This is a genomic window from Variovorax sp. GW821-FHT10D07, assembly GCF_059415325.1.
Window position 1 is genome coordinate 51,191 of the sequence record NZ_JBWKMZ010000011.1, and the last position, 21,149, is coordinate 72,339.

Consider the following 21,149-nt stretch of genomic DNA (forward strand, 5'->3'; position numbering starts at 1 on the left):
CGGCTCATCGCGCGGCCGGCAGCGTCATGACGAGGGTGCCCTCCCAGCGGATCTGCGGCGGCTCGGGGGCCTTGTCGCGCGCGGCGGCCTGCGCCGCGCCGGTGCCCAGGGCCGGTGGCGGGGTGGCGGCGACCGCGCGCGTGAGGTGCGCTTCGCGCGGCACCGCGTGGGCGTTGCCGCGCGCCTGCGCGAGCCATTGCGCGAGCGCATCGGCGGCGGTGGGGCGCAGCGTGACGGTGGCGACGTCGCCGGAGCCGCCGCCACCGGTCATCAGCTGGCCGCTGGCGCCGATGCCCTGGCGCACCGAGGTCTCGAGCGCGCGCAGCGCGTCGTCGCGCGCCAGCCGCGGCTGCGACTGCAGCGCCTTGGCGCGGTTCTGCAGGGTGGCCATCTGCTGCAGCTGCGCGTCGAGCTTGGCATGCTCGGCCGGCGCGGCCCAGAGGGTGCGCAGCGCGGGCGCGAGCGCGATCCACCACAGCAGGGCCAGCGCCACCAGCGAGACGGCGGTGATCACCATGCGGCGCTCGCGCATCGCGAGGACGGCCCAGCGGGCCTTGAGTTCTTCGGTGAATTTCATCGGGTGGCCTCGGCCTGTACCAGCAGCAGATCGCCTTCGGTGCGCACGCCGTAGCCGCGCGGCGCCATCGCGGACGTGAGCTGCGAGACCTCGGAGGGCTGCAGCCCGAGGCCGCGCAGCCGCAACTGGCCGGCCACGTAGTCGATGGCGCTCGGCACGCGGCCCGGCGGCAGGTTGCCGGCGAGCGCGCCGAGCATGGGTTCGAAGTCGCCGCTGGCCACGTCGCCCACGGCGAGCTGCAGCGCGGCGACTTCGCGCTGCATCTGCAGCGGCGCGTCGACCACCAGCTTGACGGTGGGGAAGGTCTGCGTGAGCACGCCCTTGACGGCTTCGCGCTTGGCCTCGAGCGCGCTGCGCTCCTTCCAGGCCCAGGCGTTGAGGCCGATCAGCTGCGTGAGCACCAGCACCACCGCGCCCCAGCGCGCGGCGCGCCATTCGGGCGCGTAGCGCAGGGTCTGAACCACGGAGGCGAATTTCTTGCCGGCGCGCGCGCGGCCCGTGACCGCGAGGTCGAACTGCGCGAGCTCCCAGCGCGAGCGCGCGGCCTGGAGCCAGCGCTGCGGCGCCTGCACGATCGGCACGCGCTGCTCGAGCAGCCGCTCGGCCGCCGCGGCCACGGCCGGTTCGGCCGAGATCACGGCGGTGTCGGCCGGCAGGCCGGCCGAGAGCGCGAGGCCGGCGCCCGCGAGCGGCAGCGAGACCACGCCGTCGGCGTCGCAGACCGTGAGTTGCGGGGCTTCGGGCTCGCCGGTGATCAGCAACTGCGGCGGGCCGTCGGCCGGCTGCGGCGCGAACTCGGGAACGATGCGGGTGACGCGCCGGCCGCTGGCCTCGAGCGCCTGCACCACCGAGCGCAGCCAGATGCGGTTGCAGGCCGCGACCCACACCGGATCGCCGGCGCGCGCCTCGGGTTCGAGCGCGAAGTGCAGCGCCTCGGGGTCGTCGAGCAGGTGTTCCTCGAGCAGGCCGTCGAGCACGGCGCGCAGCTTGGAGGCGCTGCCCATGCTGCCCTTGGGCAGCGTGACGCGGTGCCACGAGAGCGCGGTCGACGGCACGCCGAGCGTGACCTCGCTGCCCGAGGGCAGCAGCGCGAGCAGTGCGCGGCCATGGTCGCGCAGCACGATGCCGTCGTCGCCGGCCTGGGCCCAGTCGTACTCGCCCGCGGCGTCGGCCGGAGGCAGGGGAGCGATGAGCAGCAGCGGGGTCATGGGGGTGTGGGGAAAAGCCGGTGATTGTAGGTGGGCGTCTTACAAAGGCGCACTACGTTTTTCATAGCGTACCTGACAGATATGACGGGCGTTGGAAGGCTTTTATGCTCGGAAAAATGTAACGGGCCTCAGGGTTTGACCGAGGTGTAGGTGGCGCCGGTGCCACGCGTGCGCCAGATGGTCTTGACGGTGACGCCGTCGCGCTGCAGCAGCGAGCGCTCGTCGACCCAGGTGCGGTCGATGCGCAGGCGGCCATAGACCTCGAAGAATTGCGTGCCGACGCTGTGCTGCTCGGCGTTGAACAGGATGCCGTCGGGCAGGCCGGCATTGGCGGCCGCGATGTCCTTGAAGTACGAGCGCGTGCGCCGCTCCACGAGCTGGCGCGCATCGGCGATGGTGAGCCGGGGCAGGCTGGCGGCGAGGACTTCGGCACTGGCGGTGTTGACGTTGATCGGCGTGCGGATCGGCAGCACCGTGACGTAGGGTTCGAGCGCCGCCGCGGTCGAGGGCGAGAGGCCGAGCCACACGAGCTGCGACACCTCCTGCGGCATCAGCGGCGCGCTGGCGCCGTCGTCGGCCGGCGCGCCGGCGGAGGCATCGGTGGTGGTGGCCAGCGTGCGCGCCAGCGAGGCGGTCATCGCGCTGAGCTCGGCGCCCGGCAGGTTCAGCAGCCCGAACAGCTTGGTGAAGGCGGCGACCGCCGCCGGCACCGGCTTGTTCGCATTCACCAGCGTCAGCACGTTGAGCTTGGACTGCGCATCGACGATTCGGCCCGAGAGGAAGGCATCGGGCAGGCCCTCGAGCTGGTCGCTCGAGACGTTCTTGTCGGCCGCCAAGAAGCTGGTGAGCCGCGCTTCCTCGAGCGGCACGGCCCAGGGCTCGGCCAGGTTGTCGGAGCCGCCGGCGCGGCCGTCCTCGCGCAGGATCAGGCGCGACCAGTCGAGCGCGCCGACCAGCACCCAGGCCGCCTGCACGCGCGCGCGCTCGGCCGATTCGACCTCGGACGCGCGCCACTGCTGCCACAGCGCTGCGGCCGCGAAGGTGGCGACCAGGGTCACGGTGAGCATCGCGGCCAGTAGCGCGGCGCCGGCCTGTTGATGGCGATGGCGGTGGCGTGGCGTCATGAGCGTTGCGATCCCACGGTGGGCCGCACCCAGTCGCGCGTGAGCGTGCCCGAGAGGCCGTCGCCCGGCGGCAGGGTGAGCACCAGCCGCACGCCGTCGGGCATGCTGACGATCGAGCCGATCGGGGCCTGCGGATTGGCCGGCGTGGCCTGCAGCTCGCCAGCAGGCACCCAGACGTCGTTGCGGAAGTAGTAGAGCTGCCAGTTCTGCACCGGGATCAGCACCGTGTCGCTGAAGCCGTTGGGGCCGCCGTAGCTGCCCTGCGCGCCGCCGTTCTCCTGCGCCCACGAGGCCGCTTGGGTCCAGGCCTGCTGCCAGGCGCCGCGCGTGCTGAAGGGCGGCGATTGCCAGCGGCGCCAGCGCACGCCGTCGGGGCCGGCGCGCAGCGTCCACGCCACCACCAGCACGCTGGGGTTGGCGGCGTCGCCGCCGCTGCGCGTGAGGCGCAGCACGCGGCCGTCCCAGTCGATCGGACGCGTCTGCGCCAGTGCGACCACCGCGTCGAGGTCGGCGCTCCATTGCGCCAGCGTGGTCTGCAGCGTGAGCACCGCGTCGGCGCGCAGCTGGTTCTGCGTGGTGGCGCGCGACATGCCGTCGAGCCCGCGCCAGCTGACCAGCGCGAGCAGCGCCATCACCGCGAGCGCGACCAGCAGCTCGATCAGCGTGAAGCCGCGCGCGGGCCGGGCGCGGAAAGGCGTGCGGTCCATCAGTAGCGCCCCACCACCGTCGACAGGCGCAGGATCGGCGCATCGACCGTGTCGCGCACCTGCACGTCGATGCGGTTGAAGTTGGGGTTCAGCGTGGCGGAGACGGTGGTCGTCACGTTGAAGCTCGTACCGGCCTGGGCACAGATGGAGCCCGAGATGCCCACGCCCGGCATCTGGCGCGCGAGCCGGGCCTTGGCCAGCTCGTTCTCGGCGCACAGGTCGGCCAGCAGCAGGTCGGACTGGCGCTGCGCGTTGCGCGTGAGCGCCATCGTCGCCTCGGAGCCCGCGGCCAGCGCGAGCGCGACGATGCCGAGCGCGATCAGCACCTCGATCAGCGTGAAGCCGCGACGGCGCCGCGCGGCGGCCGCGGCGCGGGGGGCGCGCTGCCTCATGGATTGCTGACCGAGAAGGGACGCAGACCGTCGGTCGCGATGCGCAGGGTGCGCGCGGGCGGGCCGTCGGAGGACAGCAGCACCTGCTGGGGCGCGATGATCGGATCGGGGCCGAGCAGCAGCGTCGCGACCGGAATGCCGTTGGCGAAGAAGGCCTGCGCCGTCATGCCCTGCGAGGCCCAGCCGTTGGGCAAGGTGCCGGGCGGCAGGCCGTCGAACACGAAGCTGCCGCCCTCGACCAGGCGCCAGCGCACCGCGATGCCACTGGCGCGCGACTGGGCGCGGGCCGATTCGAGCAGCGCTGCGAGGCGGTCGGCTTCGCGGTCGAGACGGGCCTGGCCGCTGTCGCGCATCGCGAAGCTCACGCCGGCCGTGGCGATCGCGATGATCGCGATCACCACGATCAGCTCGATCAGCGTGAAGCCGGCAGCCTGGCGGCCGCCCCGGCTATTGCCAGCTGCCGATGTCGGCATTCTTGCCCTCGCCGCCGGCCTGGCCATCGGCGCCGAGCGAGAGCACGTCGATTTCGCCCTTGATGCCCGGGTTCATGTACTGGTAGGGATGACCCCAGGGGTCGTTCGGGAGCTTCTCGACGTAGGGCTTCCAGTTGGGCGCGGCCGGACCGGTGGTCGGGCGCACCAGCAGTGCCTGCAGGCCCTGCTCGCCCGTGGGATAGCGCTGGTTGTCGAGGCGGTAGAGCTTGAGGGCCTGCATCAGGTTGTTGATGTCGGTCTTGGCCGCCGTCACACGGGCGTCATCGGCCCGTTCGATCACGTTCGGCACGATCAGCGCGGCCAGCACGCCGATGATGACGAGCACCACCATCAGCTCGATCAGCGTGAAGCCGCGCTGGGCGGAACGGGTGGCGGCGCGAAGGAGTTTGGTCATGGATTTCGGTGACATGGTTCGGAAAGCGCGCTGCATGATAATCCGCGGCCATGACAAGTCCCTATACCGCCGCGCGCTGGCATGCGCCCCTCGCAACCACAGGCCTGTGGGCGCTCGCGGCCGGCGCGGCCGTGTTCTGGGGGCTGCGGCTGGCTTCGCCGGTGCAGACCGTGGCGGCCGCCGCTGCCGCCGGACGGCCCGCCGCGGCCGCCGACACCGACGCGGTGGCGCGGATCTTCGGCGTGCTGCCGGCCTCGAGCAATGCGCCGGTGGCGCCCGAGGCGGCCAGCCGCTTCGCGCTCGCGGGCGTGGTGGCCGACCCCTCGAGCCAGGGCGCGGCGCTGATCGCCGTCGACGGCAAGCCGCCCCGCCCCTTCCGCGTTGGGGCACGCGTCGGCGAAGGCTATGTGCTGCAGTCGGTCGGGCTGCGCTCGGCGACGCTGGGCACGCGGATGGACGCGCCGGCCGCCTTCACCTTGCAACTGCCGGTGAAGGCGCCGATCAACGTGAGCGTGCCGCCGCCGATCGGTACGGCGCCCGTGATGCAGGCGCCGGCGAATGTGGGGGGCCTGCCCGCGACCATGCCTGCGATGGCGCCCGCCGCCAGCGCGCTGCAGCCGGATGGGGGGGCGCCGATGCCGCAGCCCGGGCAGGGCGGGGCGACCGCGCAGTAGCCTTCGCGCCGTCGTGCGTTCGGCAGGAAGAAAAAAAACCGGCATCGCGCCGGTTTTCTTTTTTGGGGGAGGCGCTGCCGTGGCGCCTTCGGGCCTTCGGATCAGGCCTGGAGGAACAGGCGGTACGCGGGGTTCGCGGTTTCTTCCACGTAGGGATAGCCCAGCGTCTCGAGAAAGGCATCGAAGGCCTCGCCGTCGCCGGCGGGCACCTGCAGGCCGACCAGGATGCGGCCGTAATCCGCACCCTGGTTGCGGTAGTGGAACAGGCTGATGTTCCAGTTCGGCCGCATCAGGCTCAGGAACTTGAGCAGCGCGCCGGGGCGCTCGGGGAAGATGAAGCGCAGCAGGCGCTCGTCGTGCGCGAGGCCGGTGCGTCCGCCCACCAGGTGGCGCAGATGCTCCTTGGCGAGCTCGTCGTGCGTGAGGTCGAGCGCGTCGAAGCCGTGCTCGCCGAAGGCCTTGGCGATGACCGCCGATTCGCCGCGCGTCGAGGTCGTGAGGCCGACGAAGACATGGGCCTGGGCCGCGTCGCTGATGCGGTAGTTGAACTCGGTCACGTTGCGCAATCCGCCGCCCGGCGAGGCCGCGTTCGTGTCGGCGTCGCCGATCGGCATCTGGCCGACCAGCTCGCACAGGCGCCGGAAGCTGCCGCGCTCCTCGGGGATCGTGACCGCGAACAGCGCTTCGCGCTCCTCGCCGACTTCCGCGCGTTCGGCCACGAAGCGCAGGCGGTCGAAGTTCATGTTCGCGCCGCTGAGGATGGCCGCGTAGGTCTCGCCGTGGCGGCCATGCTGCGCGACGTACTGCTTGATCGCCGCCACCGCCAGCGCGCCCGAGGGCTCGACGATGCTGCGCGTGTCGACGAACACGTCCTTGATCGCGGCGCAGACCGCGTCGGTGTCGACCAGGACGTAGTCGTCGACGAGGTCGCTCGCGACGCGGAAGGTTTCCTCGCCCACCAGCTTGACCGCGGTGCCGTCGGCGAACAGGCCCACGTCGGTGAGCGTCACGCGCTCGCGCGCCGCGACCGATCGCATCATTGCGTCGGAGTCGTTCATCTGCACGCCGATCACCTTGATCTCGGGACGCACGGCCTTGATGTAGTTGGCCACGCCCGAGATCAGGCCGCCGCCGCCGATCGCGACGAAGACCGCATCGAGCCGGCCCTGGTGCTGCCGCAGGATCTCCATCGCGATCGTGCCCTGGCCCGCGATCACCTCGGGATCGTCGAAGGGATGGACGAAGGTCAGCTTCTGTTCGGCCTGCAGTTCGAGCGCACGCGTGTAGGCATCGGAATAGCTGTCGCCATGCAGCACGACCTCGCCGCCGAAGCCGCGCACCGCATCGATCTTGAGCTTGGGCGTGGTCACCGGCATCACCACCACCGCACGCGCGCCGAGCTTGCGCGCGCCGAGCGCCACGCCTTGCGCATGGTTGCCCGCCGATGCGCAGATCACGCCGTTCGCGAGTTGCTCGGCGCTCAGGTGTGCCATCTTGTTGTACGCCCCGCGCAACTTGAAGCTGAAGACGGGCTGCTGATCCTCGCGCTTGAGCAGCACGGTGTTGCCCAGACGCTCGCTGAGTGCGCGCGCTTTTTCGAGGGCCGATTCGACCGCCACGTCGTACACGCGGGCGTTGAGAATTTTTCGGAGATAGTCAGCAGGTGTCAGTGCCGACGGAGGTGCATGGCGCACGATTGTTCCTGGGGAGAATTTTGTTAACAACGAATGATAAGAGGCATCGGGATTGCATACGGGAGACGACATGGACACAAATGTCATAACTCTCTTTCCCAACGCGCCTGCCGCCAATGATTCCGGTTTTTTTGGACGCACCTATCCCGCAGTCCAACCGGCCGCCGAAAAGTTCAAGGACGGACAGAATCTGTTATCAATTTCTGTCAGTGATCTTTCCGAAAAGTTGATGCGCGCCGAGGCGGCGCGCGTTCAACGTGGGGAGATCGGACGGCCCACCTGGCAGGTGATGGGCAACAGATTGCGCGCGCATGTCCTTCCATTGCTGGGGGACTTGCCCGCGCAGGCCTTCACCACGCGCGATGCGCAGCGGCTCATCGATCGACTCGGCGACGAGGGCTTCACGAGCACGACGATCGCGCAGTACCTCGTGCTGCTGCGCAAGGTCGTGATGCATGGCGTGCACATCGGCGTGCTGCGCGAAGCGCCGCTGTTTCCGAAGGTGAAGGTGCGCAGCCGGCCGCGCGGCAGCTTCAGCGTGGCCGAGTACCGCGCGCTGATCGCCGCGGCGCGCAGACTGCGTGGACGGTCGCATCCCGTGCTCGATGCACTCGCGCCCGGCGAACGCTTCTGGATCGCGCGCGAACTGCTGGTGATGCCCGACGAGATGCCGTGGCTGATCCGCTGGATGGTCAACACCTTCGTGCGGCCGAGCGACATCAAGCTCATGAAGCACAAGCACATCGAGGTCGTGCGCGCGAAGCATGTCTACCTGCGCATGAACCTGCCGGAGACGAAGCGCCACAGCCAGCCCATCGTGAGCCTGCAGCCCGCGGTGCGCGTCTACGAACGGCTGGTTGCCCATCGTGCGCGGCACGGTTTCGATGGCGCGGACGACTACATCTTCCTGCCGCAGCTCAAGAACCGCGAGCACGCGCTCGCGGTGCTCAACTTCCTCTTTCACTGGGTGCTCGAGGTCGAAGGCATCGAGAAGGGGCCGCTGGGGCAGGACCGCACGCTCTACTGCCTGCGCCATACCGCCATCACGTTGCGTTTGCTCTATGGCCAGGGCATCGACATGCTGACCCTGGCGCGCAATGCGCGAACGAGCGTCAACATGGTCGAGCGCTTCTATGCGTCGGTGCTCAATGGGGAGATGAATGTGGGGCTGCTGCAAAGCCGTCGGGGGCGCACGGTGTAAGAGGGCTGCAATGAACGCGCCGGTCCTCGAGGCTCGAGGCCGGTGCCGCAGGCGCGGGAAGGGCGGGTTCGGGAAGAGAAAGGGCGTCGACGGAACGCTCGGCACATACGACCAAAAAGCCGCCCGGCGCGAACCGGGCGGCTTGGCATGAGAAGGATTCGATCTGGCGAGAGCCAGCATCGGAATCGGCTTCTTTCAGGTCAGCTTAGAACGCGTGACGGATGCCGATGTCGTAGCCGGTGGCCGTGCGCGGAGCCCAGCCGAGGTTCTTGGTGGCATCCAGGTAAGCCGGGGAACCGCCCGCGGTTGCGCCCATCACGCCGGGGTTGTTCTGGCCGTCCTTGATGCGGATGCGAGCCACCGTGGCGTACAGCGCCGTGCGCTTCGACAGGTTGTGTACGTAGCCGATCGCGAGCTTGTTTGCCGAAGCATCGCGGTTGCCGCCGAAGAGCGCTTCCGTGACGCTCAGCGGTGCGCCGTTCTTGAACTTGACGGTCGAGTACGAAGCGCGAATCAGGCCCGGGCCGACCGGCACCGTCACGCCCAGCAGGTAGCCGTTGTACTTGTCGCTCTGCGAGGTGGTGGCGAAGTAGGGGACCGATTGCAGCGTGAGGGGGTTCACGAAGCTCGAGCTCGCGCCCGTTTCGTTCTTGTCCTTCACGCGGGACATCTCGCCGAAGAGCTTGACCGGACCGAAGTCGTACGAAGCGCCGAGGTTGAAGGTGCTGATCTTGCGATCCTGCGAGCCGGTGATGAGCGACAGGTTGCTGAGGGTCACGCTGTCGGCCGCGGTGCTCTGCCCATAGGCGGCAGCCACGTCGATCGGGCCGTTGGCGTAGCCGAAGCGACCGCCGACGTAGCGACCCTTGGTCGACGGGCTTTCGGGCAGGCCGCTCGACTTCACCTGTTCGTGCAGCGCGTACTGGACCTGGCCGTAGAAGCCGCCCAGGTTCGGGGGCAGGAAGTAGCCGATGCTGTTGCTGGCGCGGTAGTAGTTGTCGGTCTTGTCCACGGCAGAGCCGGGGCCGGACGAGGTCGACAGGTTGCTGTTGATCGTGGCGATGAGGTTGGTGCCGACGCCATTGGTGCCGAACGGATCGAACACGGTGTCGTTCCAGAAGGTCGAGGTGTAGTCGCGACCCAGGCGGACTTCACCGAAGCCACCCGACAGGCTCACGGTCGAGCGGCGGCTGAAGTCGGCGACGCCCTTGGAGCCGTCGTCGTTGCTGATGGGCGCTTCGAGCCAGAAGCTGGCAGCCAGGCCGCCGCCGAGGTCTTCGGTGCCGCGGAAGCCCAGGCGACTGGAGTTGTAGCCCGAACGCGAGAGCGCGGTCTGGCTTTGCTTCACACCGACGGGTGCCACGAGGAAGGGGTTCGCGAGCGGGCTGTAGTAGGTGCTCTTCGTCGAATAGTTGCTGATTGCGGCATCGACCACACCGAACAACGTGACGGAAGACTGGGCCGAGGCAACACCGGCAACAGCCAGGGCAGCCAGAGCAGCTGCCCTTCGAGGCGATTGGCTAGAGTGGTCGGCCTCGGATGACTAGAGTGGCCGGCGCCGCCAAGAAAAAAGCCCCAAGCCTTGCGGCTCGGGGCTAAATCCACCAATTGGAAGGGTGGAGGAGACAACTTGCACGCACCGGGGTGCGCAATGAAATAAAGTATATCGGTTGTTTGTTGCGATGCAACAAGCGAGTGATGCTTTTCCCACACAGATAACGATGTCGGGTGTGATTTTTGCCAGACATCCGGAACCGGAGTTCAGAAAAAGATGGAATGCACTGTAAGTTGGACCGGCAATGCGGGTACGCGCTCGTCCATGGGATTCGTGGCCGAGACGGGCAGCGGCCACGTCCTGATGATGGACGGTGCGCCCGACGCGGCGAAACCCGAGAACGGCGGCCAGAACCTGGCGGCGCGCCCCATGGAAACGGTGCTGGCCGGCACTGGCGGCTGCACGGCCTACGACGTGGTGCTGATCCTCAAGCGCGGCCGCCACCAGGTCGAGCGCTGCAGCGTCAAGCTGACCAGCGAGCGGGCCGAGAAGGATCCCAAGGTGTTCACCAAGATCCATATGCACTTCACGGTGGCCGGCAAGGGAATTCCGGCCTCCGCGGTGGAGCGAGCGATCGCTCTCAGCCACGAGACCTACTGCTCCGCCAGCATCATGCTGGCCAAGACCGCCGAAATCACGACCAGCTTCGACCTGATCGAAGCCTGATCCTTCCCGAGGTCAGATCCGGTGCGCCACGGTCGTCATCACCCGTGAGGTGACGCGCATCAGGGCCTTCGCGGGCGGCGGCAGCTCTGCGGCACCCGCCGCCACGGCATTCTCGGCATGCCGGGCCTCATCGGCCTTCATCTGTTCGACCACGGCGCGCGAGGCGCTGTCCGCTGCCGGCAGCCGGTCCAGGTGACTGTCGAGGTGTGCTTCGACCTGGCGCTCGGTTTCCGCCACGAAGCCCAGGCTCAGCGGGTCGCCGAGCCGTCCGGCGACCAGTCCCAGGCCGAATGCACCCGCGTACCAGAGCGGATTGAGTACCGAAGGCCGCGCGCCGAGCGCGTCCAGGCGCTCGCGCGTCCAGGCCAGGTGGTCCGTTTCCTCGTGTGCCGCCTCGAGCAACTGCGCGCGCAGCACGGGATCGCGCGCCACGGCGGCCTGCGCCGTATAGAGCGCTTGCGCGCAGACTTCCCCGACATGGTTGACGCGCATCAGCGCGCCGGCTTCCCGTCGCTCCACGTCGCTCAATGCCCCCGGCGCCTGGCTCGGGACGGGGGTGGCGCGGGTGGCATGCGGACGGGCGAAGAGCGTCCGGAGCGCGGAATCGGCGGCGGTCAGCAGGGGGTCGAGCGAAGTCGTCATGAAGGGATTGGAACGCAACTTGCCAAAGCACCGATCCTGGTGAGTTTGTTTCATATCGTGAGATCAAAAGACCCTAAGCCCTCTGTTGCATCACTGCAACGAAACGCGGCGGGGGTAGGAGATTTCGGCTGAATTGTTTTGCCCTGCCGCAGCGGCTCTGGTGCAATAGCGACAACTTCCCAAAAGGAGGTTGGCCCGGGGTCCGGTGGGAGCACAGAAGTGCCAGTCACGGTGAGCCCTTCGCGCCGGAGCCCTATGTTTAACCTTGGAGAAACTTGCAATGAAAAAATCTCTAGTTGCTCTGGCTGCCCTGGCTGTTGCCGGTGTTGCCTCGGCTCAATCGTCCGTGACGCTGTTCGGCGTGGTTGACGCTGCAGTCAGCGGCTATTCGACCAAGAGCAATCTGATCGTCGCCAACCCGTTCGCGATCCCCCCGTTCGGCGTTCCCGGCTCGCTGAAGCGCAGCCAGACCGCCCTGTCGAACTCGGGCTACAACTCCAGCCGCATCGGCTTCCGTGGTACGGAAGACCTCGGTGGTGGCCTGGCAGCCAGCTTCTGGCTCGAAGCCCCGATCACGAACGACGACGGCAAGGGTGGTATCTCCAACTTCGCTCGCCGCTCGACCGTGAGCCTGTCGGGTGGTTTCGGTGAAATTCGTCTGGGTCGTGACTACACCGCCACGTTCTGGAACGACACCGTGTTCGACCCCTTCGGCACCAACGGCGTGGGCTCCAGCGCGATCTTCCGTACCAACGTGAACCTGGCTTCGGTCCACGGTGGCGCACCGAACGGTGCAGCCGGCTCGGACAGCTATGTCCGTACCAGCAACGCGATCGCCTACTTCCTGCCCCCGAACCTGGGCGGTTTCTACGGTCAGTTCCAGTACGCTCTGCATGAGAACGTCAAGTCGGACGAAGTCCTGAACAGCCCGAGCAAGCGCGGTCGTTACGTCGGCGGCCGCTTCGGCTACGCCAACGGTCCCCTGGACGTCGCTGCCGCCTACGGCATCGACACCAAGGACGGCGCTCCTCTGCCTGGCCTGGCTTCGGGCTACTCGAAGGACCAGCTGAAGACCTTCAACCTGGGCGCTTCGTACGACTTCGGTCCGGTCAAGCTGTTCGGCGAAATCTCGCAAGTCAAGGATGCGTATGACCGCAGCCAGTCGCTGACGCTGCTGGGCCTGCCGTTCATCTACACCCAAGGCCTGTCGGACAAGTACAACGGCGTTCTGCTCGGCGCGACGGTCCCCGTCGGTCCTGGCCTGATCCGCGCTTCGTACTCGCAAGTCAAGTTCAAGCCTGACAGCGCTCTGGTTCCGCTGAACTTCTACAACGACGGCAGCGCTCGCGCCAGCCAGTTCGCTGTGGGCTACGTGCACAACCTGTCGAAGCGTACGGCTCTGTACGCTACGCTGTCGCGCATCAGCATCAAGAACGGTCAGAACAACAGCATCATGGGCATCACCACCGGTGGCTCGCCTGGCTACGGCACGATCGCTGGCCAAACGTACGCTCCGAAGAGCGCTACCGGCTACGACTTCGGTATCCGTCACGCTTTCTAATTTGACGCTGGCGCAAGCCAGCTTCGAATCGAAAGATCAAGAAGCCGCTCGACGCAAGTCGAGCGGCTTTTTTTCATGGGCTTTCCATCGGCACCGGGTCCGTCGAGTTACCCTCGCGCCGCTCTCGAAAGAGTACGCGCACCAAGCGCGTGCACCCCGGGGGAACCCCCGTGCGGGCACGCAGTTTGCACTGCTAGCATGCCTGCTCTTTTTCAGAACTGAATGATTGCCTTCGTACTGCGCCGCCTGATCCAGGCCGTGATCGTGATGGTCGCGGTCGCGTTCATCGCCTTCCTTCTCTTCCAATACGTGGGTGACCCGGTCGTGTTCCTGCTGGGGCAGGACGCCCGGCCCGAGCAGATCCGCGAAATGCGCTCCGCGCTGGGGCTCGACCGTCCCTTCTTCGTGCAGTTCTGGCATTTCCTGGTGAATGCCGCGCAGGGTGAATTCGGCCTGAGCCTGCGCCAGGGCGCCAAGGTCTCGCGCCTGATCGGCGAGCGCTTTCCGGCCACGCTCGAGCTGGCCCTGGTCGCCGCGTTGCTCGCGTTGCTGGTCGGCATCCCGATGGGCGTGTACACCGCGCTGCGCCGCGGCACCTTCATGAGCCAGGTCTTCATGACCGTCTCGCTGCTCGGCGTGTCGCTGCCCACCTTCCTGATCGGCATCCTGCTGATCCTGGTCTTCGCCGTCACGCTGGGCTGGTTCCCGAGCTTCGGCCGCGGCGACACCGTGCAGCTCGGCTGGTGGTCCACCGGTCTGCTCAAGTCCGACGGCTGGATGCACATCGTGCTGCCGGCGATCACGCTCGCGATCTTCCAGCTCACGCTGATCATGCGGCTGGTGCGCGCCGAGATGCTCGAGGTGCTGCGCACCGACTACATCAAGTTCGCGCGCGCACGCGGCCTGTCGAACCGGGCCATCCATTTCGGCCACGCGCTCAAGAACACGCTGGTGCCCGTGATGACCATCACCGGCCTGCAGCTCGGCGGCCTCATCGCCTTCGCGATCATCACCGAGTCGGTGTTCCAGTGGCCCGGCATGGGCCTGCTGTTCATCCAGGCCGTGACCTTCGCCGACATCCCCGTGATGGCCGCCTACCTGTGCCTGATCGCGCTGATCTTCGTCACCATCAACCTCATCGTGGACCTGCTGTATTTCGTGGTAGATCCGCGGCTGCGCATCGGCAAGGCGGGAGGACACTGACATGAGCGCCACCTCGAAGACGAGCGCAACGCGGCCCGCACCCGCGCCGCCCCCCGCGCCCGCCGCGCGCCTGCAGGCCAACGGCCGCGCCTTCGCCCACATCGCGAGCTTCTATCCCGAGATCGAGGCCTTCCGGCGCGACCTCCACGCGCATCCCGAACTCGGCTTCGAGGAGGTCTACACCTCGGGCCGCGTGCGCGAGGCGCTGCGTGCCTGCGGTGTCGACGAGATCCACGAGGGCATCGGCAAGACCGGCCTGGTCGGCGTGATCCGCGGCCGTTCCACCGCCAGCGGCCGCATGATCGGCCTGCGCGCCGACATGGATGCGCTGCCGATGCGCGAGGACAACGACTTCGGCTGGCGCTCCGCCACCGAGGGCCTGATGCACGGCTGCGGCCACGACGGCCACACGGCCATGCTCGTGGGCGCGGCACGCTACCTGGCCGAAACGCGCAACTTCGACGGCACCGCGGTGCTGATCTTCCAGCCCGGCGAGGAAGGCTACGCCGGCGCGCGCGTGATGATCGAGGACGGCCTGTTCGACCGTTTCCCGGTGCAGTCGGTCTATGCCATGCACAACTGGCCCGCGATGCCGGCCGGCACCGTCGGCATCAACCGCGGCGCGATGATGGCCGCGGCCGACCGCATCACGATCGAGATCAAGGGCAAGGGCGGTCATGGCGCGCATGCCTACCTCACGGTCGATCCGGTGATCGCCGCCGCCCACATCATCACGGCCGCGCAGACCATCGTGTCGCGCAATGTGCGGCCCATCGACGCCGCCGTCGTCAGCATCTGCGCGATGCAGGCCGGCGACCTCGGCGCGATGAGCGTGGTGCCCGGCGAGGCCACGCTGGTCGGCACCGTGCGCACCTTCAGCGCGCGCGTGCAGGCGCAGGTCGAGCAGCGCCTGGGCGAGCTGTGCACTTCGATCGCCGCGGGCTTCGGCGCCACCGCCAGCATCAAGTACGAGCGCATCTACCCGGCCACCATCAACACCACGCCCGAGGCCATGTTCGCGGCCGACGTGGCCGAGTCGCTGGTCGGCGCCTCCAACGTCGATCGCAACATGGAGCCCAGCATGGGCGCCGAGGACTTCTCCTTCATGCTGCAGAAAAAGGCCGGAGCCTACCTGCGCATCGGCCAGGACGCGCGCCGCGGCGCCTTCCTGCACAACAGCCGCTACGACTTCAACGATGAGATCCTGCCGCTCGGCGCCGCGTTGCACGCCGGCCTGATCGAGCAGGGCATGCCGCTCGCCGCGACCCGCGGCGGGCAGCCCGAGAGAGCTGCCGCCACCGCGGCGCCTTGATTGTTTTGATCCCAACCCGAGGAGTGTTTCCCATGAGTCTCAGAAGAAATGTGGCCGCGGCCGCGGTCGTGTGCGCCCTGGGCGCCGTCAGCATGGTCGCCGGCGCGCAGACCATCCGCATCGCCAACCAGGGCGACGCGCTGTCGCTCGATCCGCACTCGCTCAACGAATCGCTGCAGCTCAGCGTGACGGCGAACGTCTACGAAACCCTCGTGGGCCGCAACAAGGACCTGAGCCTCGCGCCGCTCCTGGCCACCAGCTGGAAGCAGACCTCGCCCGACGTCTGGCGCTTCGAACTGCGCAAGGGCGTGGTGTTCCACGACGGCACGCCGTTCACGGCCGACGACGTGGTGTTCAGCTTCGCGCGCGCGCAGGGCGACGGCTCCGACATGAAGGCCACGCTCAGCGAGATCAAGGCCGTGCGCAAGGTCGGCGAACTCGCCGTCGAGATCGAGACCAACGGACCGTTCCCGATCCTGCCCGACGTGATCTCGCTGACGATGATCATGAGCAAGAAGTGGTGCGAGGAGAACCAGGCCACCAAGCCGGTCGATCGTCGCAAGGGCATCGAGAACACCGCCTCGTTCAAGGCCAACGGCACCGGTCCGTTCCGCGTGCGCGAGCGCCAGCCGAACGTGCGCACCGTGTTCACGCGCAACGGCACCTACTGGGGCAAGATCGAAGGCAACGCGCAGGAGATCGTCTTCACGCCGATCGCCAACCCCGCCACCCGCGTGGCGGCGCTGGTCTCGGGCGAGGTCGACGTGATGGAACCGGTGCCCGTGCAGGACATCGCACGCATCAACGCCGCGCCCAACGCGCGCGTGATCACCGGCCCCGAGCTGCGCACCATCTTCCTGGGCATGGACCAGAAGCGCGACGAGCTGCAGTACTCGAACATCAAGGGCAAGAACCCGTTCAAGGACAAGCGCGTTCGCCAGGCCTTCTACCAGGCCATCGACATCGCCGGCATCCAGCGCACCGTGATGCGCGGCGCCTCCCGGCCCACCGGCCTGCTGGTCGGCCCCGGCATCAACGGCTGGACCGCGGAGCAGGACAAGCGCCTGCCCTTCGACGTCGAAGCCGCCAAGAAGCTGCTGACCGAAGCCGGCTATCCGAACGGCTTCGAGGTCTCGCTCAACTGCCCGAACGACCGCTACGTCAACGACGGCCAGATCTGCCAGAGCGTGGCCGCCAATCTCGCGAAGATCGGCGTCAAGATCAACCTCGTGGCCGAGACCAAGGGCACCTACTTCCCGAAGATCCTGCGCCGCGACACCAGCTTCTACATGCTGGGCTGGACCCCGACCACCTACGACTCGCACAACGCGCTGAGCTCGCTGACCTCCTGCCCCGACGACAAGGGCACGGGCCAGTTCAACCTGGGCGCCTACTGCAATCCCAAGCTCGACGAGGTCACGAAGAAGATCCAGTCCGAGAGCGACAAGGCCAAGCGCAACGAGCTGATCAAGGAAGCCTTCAAGATCCATGCGGACGACGTCGGCACGCTGCCGCTGCATCAGCAGTCGCTGGCCTGGGGCGTGAGCAAGAAGGTCGAGCTGGTGCAGCTGGCCGACAACTTCATGTATTTCAAGTGGATGAGCGTCAAGCCCTGATGGGGCCCTTCGCTGCTCTTGCGGCCTGACCATGGGCCCGCTTCTTGCGGGCCCATTCCTTTTGCTTCCACGATGAAAAAAACCATAGCCCGCTGGTTCGACAGCGATGTCGGCTACAGCTTCCGCACCTCGCCGGTGGCGATCGTCGCGGCGCTGATCGCGCTGACCTGCCTGTTCTGCGCGGCCTTCGCCGGCTGGGTGTCGCCGCACAACCCCTTCGATCTCGCGTCGCTCGAACTCGGCGATGCGCGCCTGCCGCCGGCCTGGACCACGGACGGTTCGGCCAAATACCTGCTGGGCACCGACGACCAGGGCCGCGACATCCTCTCGGCCGTGATCTATGGCGCACGCATCTCGCTGATCGTCGGCGTGGTGTCGGTGGTGCTGTCGGTCTTCGTCGGCGTCGTGCTGGGCCTCTTGGCCGGCTTCTTCGGCGGCTGGCTCGACACCTTCCTCATGCGCCTGTGCGACGTGATGCTCTCGTTCCCGCCGATCCTGGTCGCGCTGCTGATCGCCGGCGTGGGCCGTGCGCTGTTCCCGCATGCCAACGATTCGCTGGCCTTCGGCGTGCTCATCATCTCCATCTCGCTGACCGGCTGGGTGCAGTACGCGCGCACCGTGCGTGGCTCCACGCTGGTGGAGCGCAGCAAGGAGTACGTGCAGGCCGCGCGCGTCACCGGCGTCGCGCCGATCCGCATCATGCTGCGCCACGTGCTGCCCAACGTGCTCGGGCCGGTGATGGTGCTGGCCACGATCCAGGTCGCGACCGCGATCATCACCGAGGCCACGCTGTCCTTCCTCGGCGTCGGCGTGCCGCCGACCTCGCCCTCGCTGGGCACGCTCATCAGCATCGGCAACCAGTACCTGTTCTCGGGCGAATGGTGGATCACCGTGTTCCCCGGCGCGATGCTGGTGCTGATCGCGCTCAGCGTGAACCTGCTGGGCGACTGGCTGCGCGATGCGCTCAACCCGCGGCTGCGCTGAAGAAGCGGGAGACACGCCATGACACTGCTCCAGGTCAAGAACCTCGTCGTCGAATTTCCGAACCGCCGCGGCACGCTGCGCGCGCTCGACGACATCTCCTTCGACATCGCGCCCGGCGAGATCCTCGGCGTGGTCGGCGAATCGGGTGCCGGCAAGTCGCTCACGGGCGCCTCGATCATCGGCCTGCTCGAGCCGCCGGGTCGCGTGGCCGGCGGCCAGATCCTGCTCGAGGGCCAGCGCATCGACAACCTCGGCTTCGATGCCATGCGGCCGATCCGCGGCCGCAAGATCGGCGCGATCTTCCAGGACCCGCTGACCTCGCTGAACCCGCTCTACACGGTGGGCCGGCAGCTCATCGAGACCATCCGCACCCACCTGCCGGTGACCGAATCGGAAGCGCGCAAGCGCGCCATCGGCCTGCTGCAGGACACCGGCATTCCCGCCGCCGAGCAGCGCATCGACCACTTCCCGCACCAGTTCTCGGGCGGCATGCGCCAGCGCGTGGTGATCGCGCTCGCGCTCGCGGCTGAGCCCAAGCTGATCGTGGCCGACGAGCCGACCACCGCGCTCGACGTGTCGATCCAGGCGCAGATCATCCAGTTGCTCAAGCGCATCTGCAAGGACCGCGGCGCGGCCGTGATGCTGATCACGCACGACATGGGCGTGATCGCCGAGACCTGCGATCGCGTGGCCGTGATGTATGCGGGCCGCATCGCCGAGATCGGCCCGGTGCACGAGGTCATCCACCAGGCGGCGCATCCCTACACCGCGGGCCTCATGGCCTCGATCCCCGACATGGCGAGCGACCGCGAGCGCCTGAACCAGATCGACGGCGCGATGCCGCGGCTCAACGCGATCCCCAAGGGCTGCGCCTACAACCCGCGCTGCCCGCGCACTTTCGCGCGCTGCCTCGAGGAGCGGCCCGAGCTGATGCACGCGGGCGCCACGCGTGCCGCCTGCTGGCTGCACGACGCCACCGATCCGCACACCGGCCAGGCCGAGATCGCGGCGAAGCATCACGATGCGCTCGCGGCCGGCGAACGCGCCACGCCCGAGGCGGCCGAACCGATCGTGGAGGTGACGCGATGAGCGCCGTGATCGAACCCGGCAAGACCACCGGCGGCGAACCGCTCGTGGTGGCCCACGACCTCGCACGCACCTTCGACGTCTCGCCGCCCTGGCTCAACCGCGTGCTCGAGCGCAAGCCGCGCGTGCTGCTGCATGCGGTCGACGGCGTGAGCTTCTCGATCGAGCGCGGCAAGACGCTCGCGCTGGTCGGCGAATCGGGCTGCGGCAAGAGCACGGTCGCACGGCTGCTCGTGGGGCTGTATGCGCCCACGCGCGGCGGGTTGCAGTTCGACGGCCAGGACGCGCACGCGGCCTTCAAGACCGCCGAGGGCCGCAAGCTGCGCCGCCGCATCCAGATGATCTTCCAGGACCCCTACGCGAGCCTCAACCCGCGCTGGATCGTCGAGGACATCATCGGCGAGCCGCTGCGCGAGCACGGCATCCTCAGCGACAAGGCCCAGCTGCGCGAGCGCGTGGGCCAGCTGCTGCAGTCGGTGGGCCTGTCGCCGCTGGACATGAGCAAGTACCCGCACCAGTTCTCGGGCGGCCAGCGCCAGCGCATCTCGATCGCGCGCGCGCTGGCCACGCAGCCCGAGTTCCTGGTCTGCGACGAGCCCACCTCGGCGCTCGACGTGAGCGTGCAGGCGCAGGTGCTCAACATCATGAAGGACCTGCAGCGCGAGCAGGGCCTGACCTACCTGTTCATCTCGCACAACCTCGCGGTGGTGCGCCACGTGGCCGACGAGGTGGGCGTGATGTACCTGGGGCGGCTGGTGGAGGTGGCGGACAAGCAGAAGCTGTTCGCGACGCCGCAGCATCCGTACACGCGCATGCTGCTCGACGCGATCCCGCAGATGAAGCACACGGGGCGCGCGCGCACGCCGGTGCAGGGCGAGGTGCCGAATCCGCTGAATCCGCCCGCGGGCTGCGCCTTTCATCCGCGCTGCCCGCATGCCAATGCGCGCTGCTCGGCCGAGCGGCCGAAGCTCCAGAGCATCCGTGGCGTGCAGGTGGCTTGCCATGCGGCGGAGGAGGGGCGAATCTGAAGATCGGGTGGGGCGCACGAAGATGTGCGCAAAGGCACAGCCGGGCGCGCCGCATCGCGGCACAGTGGCGCGGCCTCTTTTGCACCGCGCCATGCCCCTTCCGATGACACCTCTTCCTTCCGACGCCGGCGCGCTGCGCGCGCTCGGCCGCCGCGGCTTCCTCATGGGCTCGGCGCTCGGCGCGACCGCCGTGCTGGGCACGCTGGCCTCGGTCTCTCAGGCGGTGTCGGCCGCCGGCGGTACGCCCGTGCGGCGCATGCCGGTGATCTTCATTGGCCACGGCTCGCCGATGAATGCGCTGGCCGACAACGCCTTCACGCGCCGGCTCGCCGCCTGGGGCCGCGAACTGCCGCGGCCCACGGCCATCCTCAGCGTCTCGGCGCACTGGCTCAGCAGCGGCGCGACCGGCGTCGGCGTGCAGGCCAGGCCCCGGACCATCCACGACTTCGGCGGCTTTCCGCAGGCGCTGCACGACATCGACTACCCGGCGCCCGGCCATCCCGCGCTCGCGCGCGACGCGGCCGCGGCGGTGAAGCAGTCACCGGTGGTCGCCACCGAGCAATGGGGCCTGGACCACGGCACCTGGACCGTGCTCAGGCATCTCTATCCGAAGGCCGACGTGCCGGTGTTCCAGCTCAGCATCGACTACGACAAGCCCGCGGCCTTCCACTACGCGGTGGGGCGCGACCTCGCCGCGCTGCGCGACAAGGGCGTGCTGGTGATGGGCAGCGGCAACGTGGTGCACAACCTGCGCGCCACCGACCGCGGCACGCCCGACGGCCCGGCGGCGAGCCGGCCCTGGGCCCAGTCCTTCGACGATGCCGTGAAGGCCGCGCTGGCCGGCCGCGACGACCGCGCGCTGATCGGCTATGAAAGGCTCGCGGGCGCATCGACCGCGGTGGCCACGCCCGATCACTACTTTCCGTTTCTCTACGCGCTCGGCGCCGCGGGGGCGGGCGAGCGCGCGAAGACGGTCTACGAGGGCTTCCAGTCGGGCACGCTCGGCATGCGCTGCGTGCAGTTCGGCTGAG

Annotated in this window: 21 protein-coding genes; 11 read left to right on the top strand and 10 right to left on the bottom strand. The window is 68.3% G+C overall.

Annotated features, from left to right (window positions below; translation table 11 throughout):
• Positions 1-4: 4 nt before the first annotated feature.
• The 7 genes from AC07PU_RS27900 to gspG form a co-directional block, all read right to left on the bottom strand.
• Entirely contained in the window at positions 5-577 is a 573-nt protein-coding gene (locus AC07PU_RS27900) for a type II secretion system protein M (RefSeq protein WP_495321682.1), read from the bottom strand.
• Positions 574-1,785, bottom strand: coding sequence for a type II secretion system protein GspL (gspL, locus tag AC07PU_RS27905; protein WP_296780684.1), 1,212 nt, complete (start codon positions 1,783-1,785; stop codon positions 574-576). Before gspL ends, AC07PU_RS27900 begins: the two co-directional genes overlap by 4 nt.
• Positions 1,786-1,913: 128 nt before the next feature.
• Positions 1,914-2,909 (bottom strand): type II secretion system minor pseudopilin GspK, encoded by a 996-nt coding sequence (gene gspK / locus AC07PU_RS27910; protein ID WP_495321683.1) that lies wholly within the window; start codon positions 2,907-2,909, stop codon positions 1,914-1,916.
• On the bottom strand, positions 2,906-3,616 hold the full coding sequence (locus AC07PU_RS27915) for a PulJ/GspJ family protein (protein WP_093355455.1): 711 nt from the start codon (positions 3,614-3,616) through the stop codon (positions 2,906-2,908). The genes gspK and AC07PU_RS27915 overlap by 4 nt, the downstream gene beginning before the upstream one ends.
• Complete coding sequence (gspI, locus tag AC07PU_RS27920; RefSeq protein ID WP_495321684.1) at positions 3,616-4,008, bottom strand: type II secretion system minor pseudopilin GspI; 393 nt, start codon at positions 4,006-4,008, stop codon at positions 3,616-3,618. Before gspI ends, AC07PU_RS27915 begins: the two co-directional genes overlap by 1 nt.
• Complete coding sequence (locus AC07PU_RS27925) at positions 4,005-4,481, bottom strand: prepilin-type N-terminal cleavage/methylation domain-containing protein (RefSeq protein WP_093355460.1); 477 nt, start codon at positions 4,479-4,481, stop codon at positions 4,005-4,007. The genes gspI and AC07PU_RS27925 overlap by 4 nt, the downstream gene beginning before the upstream one ends.
• On the bottom strand, positions 4,456-4,896 hold the full coding sequence (gene gspG, locus AC07PU_RS27930; RefSeq protein WP_093355462.1) for a type II secretion system major pseudopilin GspG: 441 nt from the start codon (positions 4,894-4,896) through the stop codon (positions 4,456-4,458). Before gspG ends, AC07PU_RS27925 begins: the two co-directional genes overlap by 26 nt.
• Positions 4,897-4,946: 50 nt before the next feature.
• Between gspG and AC07PU_RS27935 the strand changes: the two genes are divergently transcribed.
• The gene (locus tag AC07PU_RS27935; protein ID WP_431511709.1) at positions 4,947-5,570 is read left to right on the top strand and encodes a type II secretion system protein N; all 624 of its coding nucleotides are present in this window, start codon (positions 4,947-4,949) and stop codon (positions 5,568-5,570) included.
• Between the two features lie 101 nt (positions 5,571-5,671).
• On the opposite strand, the gene ilvA is transcribed toward AC07PU_RS27935, so the two are convergent.
• A complete protein-coding gene (ilvA, locus tag AC07PU_RS27940) occupies positions 5,672-7,264 on the bottom strand; it encodes a threonine ammonia-lyase, biosynthetic (protein ID WP_093355467.1) in 1,593 nt (530 codons plus the stop codon).
• A gap of 70 nt (positions 7,265-7,334) precedes the next feature.
• Here ilvA and AC07PU_RS27945 point away from each other — a divergent pair, with 70 nt between their 5' ends.
• The gene (locus AC07PU_RS27945) at positions 7,335-8,465 is read left to right on the top strand and encodes a hypothetical protein (RefSeq protein ID WP_490876587.1); all 1,131 of its coding nucleotides are present in this window, start codon (positions 7,335-7,337) and stop codon (positions 8,463-8,465) included.
• Between the two features lie 205 nt (positions 8,466-8,670).
• Here AC07PU_RS27945 and AC07PU_RS27950 read toward each other — a convergent pair whose 3' ends face one another.
• The gene (locus AC07PU_RS27950; protein WP_495321829.1) at positions 8,671-9,960 is read right to left on the bottom strand and encodes a porin; all 1,290 of its coding nucleotides are present in this window, start codon (positions 9,958-9,960) and stop codon (positions 8,671-8,673) included.
• Between the two features lie 276 nt (positions 9,961-10,236).
• On the opposite strand from AC07PU_RS27950, the gene AC07PU_RS27955 reads away from it, so the two are divergent.
• On the top strand, positions 10,237-10,686 hold the full coding sequence (locus tag AC07PU_RS27955; RefSeq protein WP_495321685.1) for an OsmC family protein: 450 nt from the start codon (positions 10,237-10,239) through the stop codon (positions 10,684-10,686).
• 12 nt (positions 10,687-10,698) lie between these two features.
• On the opposite strand, the gene coq7 is transcribed toward AC07PU_RS27955, so the two are convergent.
• On the bottom strand, positions 10,699-11,328 hold the full coding sequence (gene coq7 / locus AC07PU_RS27960) for a 2-polyprenyl-3-methyl-6-methoxy-1,4-benzoquinone monooxygenase (protein ID WP_495321686.1): 630 nt from the start codon (positions 11,326-11,328) through the stop codon (positions 10,699-10,701).
• A gap of 280 nt (positions 11,329-11,608) precedes the next feature.
• On the opposite strand from coq7, the gene AC07PU_RS27965 reads away from it, so the two are divergent.
• From AC07PU_RS27965 to ygiD, 8 genes are all read left to right on the top strand, one after another.
• Positions 11,609-12,889: a porin gene (locus AC07PU_RS27965; protein ID WP_093355478.1), complete on the top strand. Its 1,281-nt coding sequence runs from the start codon at positions 11,609-11,611 to the stop codon at positions 12,887-12,889.
• Positions 12,890-13,111: 222 nt separating this feature from the next.
• Complete coding sequence (locus tag AC07PU_RS27970; RefSeq protein ID WP_093355481.1) at positions 13,112-14,092, top strand: ABC transporter permease; 981 nt, start codon at positions 13,112-13,114, stop codon at positions 14,090-14,092.
• A gap of 1 nt (position 14,093) precedes the next feature.
• On the top strand, positions 14,094-15,404 hold the full coding sequence (locus tag AC07PU_RS27975) for a M20 aminoacylase family protein (protein ID WP_256223084.1): 1,311 nt from the start codon (positions 14,094-14,096) through the stop codon (positions 15,402-15,404).
• A gap of 32 nt (positions 15,405-15,436) precedes the next feature.
• Entirely contained in the window at positions 15,437-17,020 is a 1,584-nt protein-coding gene (locus AC07PU_RS27980) for an ABC transporter substrate-binding protein (protein ID WP_093355484.1), read from the top strand.
• A gap of 72 nt (positions 17,021-17,092) precedes the next feature.
• Positions 17,093-18,004, top strand: a complete 912-nt coding sequence (locus AC07PU_RS27985) for an ABC transporter permease (RefSeq protein ID WP_093355487.1) — start codon at positions 17,093-17,095, stop codon at positions 18,002-18,004.
• Between the two features lie 18 nt (positions 18,005-18,022).
• Positions 18,023-19,093 (top strand): ABC transporter ATP-binding protein, encoded by a 1,071-nt coding sequence (locus AC07PU_RS27990; RefSeq protein ID WP_093355490.1) that lies wholly within the window; start codon positions 18,023-18,025, stop codon positions 19,091-19,093.
• Positions 19,090-20,118 (top strand): ABC transporter ATP-binding protein, encoded by a 1,029-nt coding sequence (locus tag AC07PU_RS27995; protein ID WP_495321687.1) that lies wholly within the window; start codon positions 19,090-19,092, stop codon positions 20,116-20,118. Before AC07PU_RS27990 ends, AC07PU_RS27995 begins: the two co-directional genes overlap by 4 nt.
• A 103-nt stretch (positions 20,119-20,221) precedes the next feature.
• Positions 20,222-21,148, top strand: coding sequence for a 4,5-DOPA-extradiol-dioxygenase (gene ygiD, locus AC07PU_RS28000; protein ID WP_495321688.1), 927 nt, complete (start codon positions 20,222-20,224; stop codon positions 21,146-21,148).
• The last annotated feature ends 1 nt before the right edge of the window (position 21,149 follow it).

What these genes read in the sequence shown, in the direction of transcription:
- AC07PU_RS27975 (WP_256223084.1), top strand. Translation starts at nt 14,094, where the DNA reads ATGAGCGCCACCTCGAAGACGAGCGCAACGCGGCCCGCACCCGCGCCG.
- ygiD (WP_495321688.1), top strand. Translation starts at nt 20,222, where the DNA reads ATGACACCTCTTCCTTCCGACGCCGGCGCGCTGCGCGCGCTCGGCCGC.
- AC07PU_RS27925 (WP_093355460.1), bottom strand. Translation starts at nt 4,481, where the DNA reads ATGCCGACATCGGCAGCTGGCAATAGCCGGGGCGGCCGCCAGGCTGCC.
- AC07PU_RS27985 (WP_093355487.1), top strand. Translation starts at nt 17,093, where the DNA reads ATGAAAAAAACCATAGCCCGCTGGTTCGACAGCGATGTCGGCTACAGC.
- AC07PU_RS27990 (WP_093355490.1), top strand. Translation starts at nt 18,023, where the DNA reads ATGACACTGCTCCAGGTCAAGAACCTCGTCGTCGAATTTCCGAACCGC.
- AC07PU_RS27945 (WP_490876587.1), top strand. Translation starts at nt 7,335, where the DNA reads ATGGACACAAATGTCATAACTCTCTTTCCCAACGCGCCTGCCGCCAAT.
- AC07PU_RS27955 (WP_495321685.1), top strand. Translation starts at nt 10,237, where the DNA reads ATGGAATGCACTGTAAGTTGGACCGGCAATGCGGGTACGCGCTCGTCC.
- gspI (WP_495321684.1), bottom strand. Translation starts at nt 4,008, where the DNA reads ATGAGGCAGCGCGCCCCCCGCGCCGCGGCCGCCGCGCGGCGCCGTCGC.
- gspK (WP_495321683.1), bottom strand. Translation starts at nt 2,909, where the DNA reads ATGACGCCACGCCACCGCCATCGCCATCAACAGGCCGGCGCCGCGCTA.
- AC07PU_RS27980 (WP_093355484.1), top strand. Translation starts at nt 15,437, where the DNA reads ATGAGTCTCAGAAGAAATGTGGCCGCGGCCGCGGTCGTGTGCGCCCTG.
- coq7 (WP_495321686.1), bottom strand. Translation starts at nt 11,328, where the DNA reads ATGACGACTTCGCTCGACCCCCTGCTGACCGCCGCCGATTCCGCGCTC.
- AC07PU_RS27935 (WP_431511709.1), top strand. Translation starts at nt 4,947, where the DNA reads ATGACAAGTCCCTATACCGCCGCGCGCTGGCATGCGCCCCTCGCAACC.
- gspL (WP_296780684.1), bottom strand. Translation starts at nt 1,785, where the DNA reads ATGACCCCGCTGCTGCTCATCGCTCCCCTGCCTCCGGCCGACGCCGCG.
- AC07PU_RS27900 (WP_495321682.1), bottom strand. Translation starts at nt 577, where the DNA reads ATGAAATTCACCGAAGAACTCAAGGCCCGCTGGGCCGTCCTCGCGATG.
- AC07PU_RS27995 (WP_495321687.1), top strand. Translation starts at nt 19,090, where the DNA reads ATGAGCGCCGTGATCGAACCCGGCAAGACCACCGGCGGCGAACCGCTC.
- AC07PU_RS27915 (WP_093355455.1), bottom strand. Translation starts at nt 3,616, where the DNA reads ATGGACCGCACGCCTTTCCGCGCCCGGCCCGCGCGCGGCTTCACGCTG.
- AC07PU_RS27970 (WP_093355481.1), top strand. Translation starts at nt 13,112, where the DNA reads ATGATTGCCTTCGTACTGCGCCGCCTGATCCAGGCCGTGATCGTGATG.
- AC07PU_RS27965 (WP_093355478.1), top strand. Translation starts at nt 11,609, where the DNA reads ATGAAAAAATCTCTAGTTGCTCTGGCTGCCCTGGCTGTTGCCGGTGTT.
- gspG (WP_093355462.1), bottom strand. Translation starts at nt 4,896, where the DNA reads ATGACCAAACTCCTTCGCGCCGCCACCCGTTCCGCCCAGCGCGGCTTC.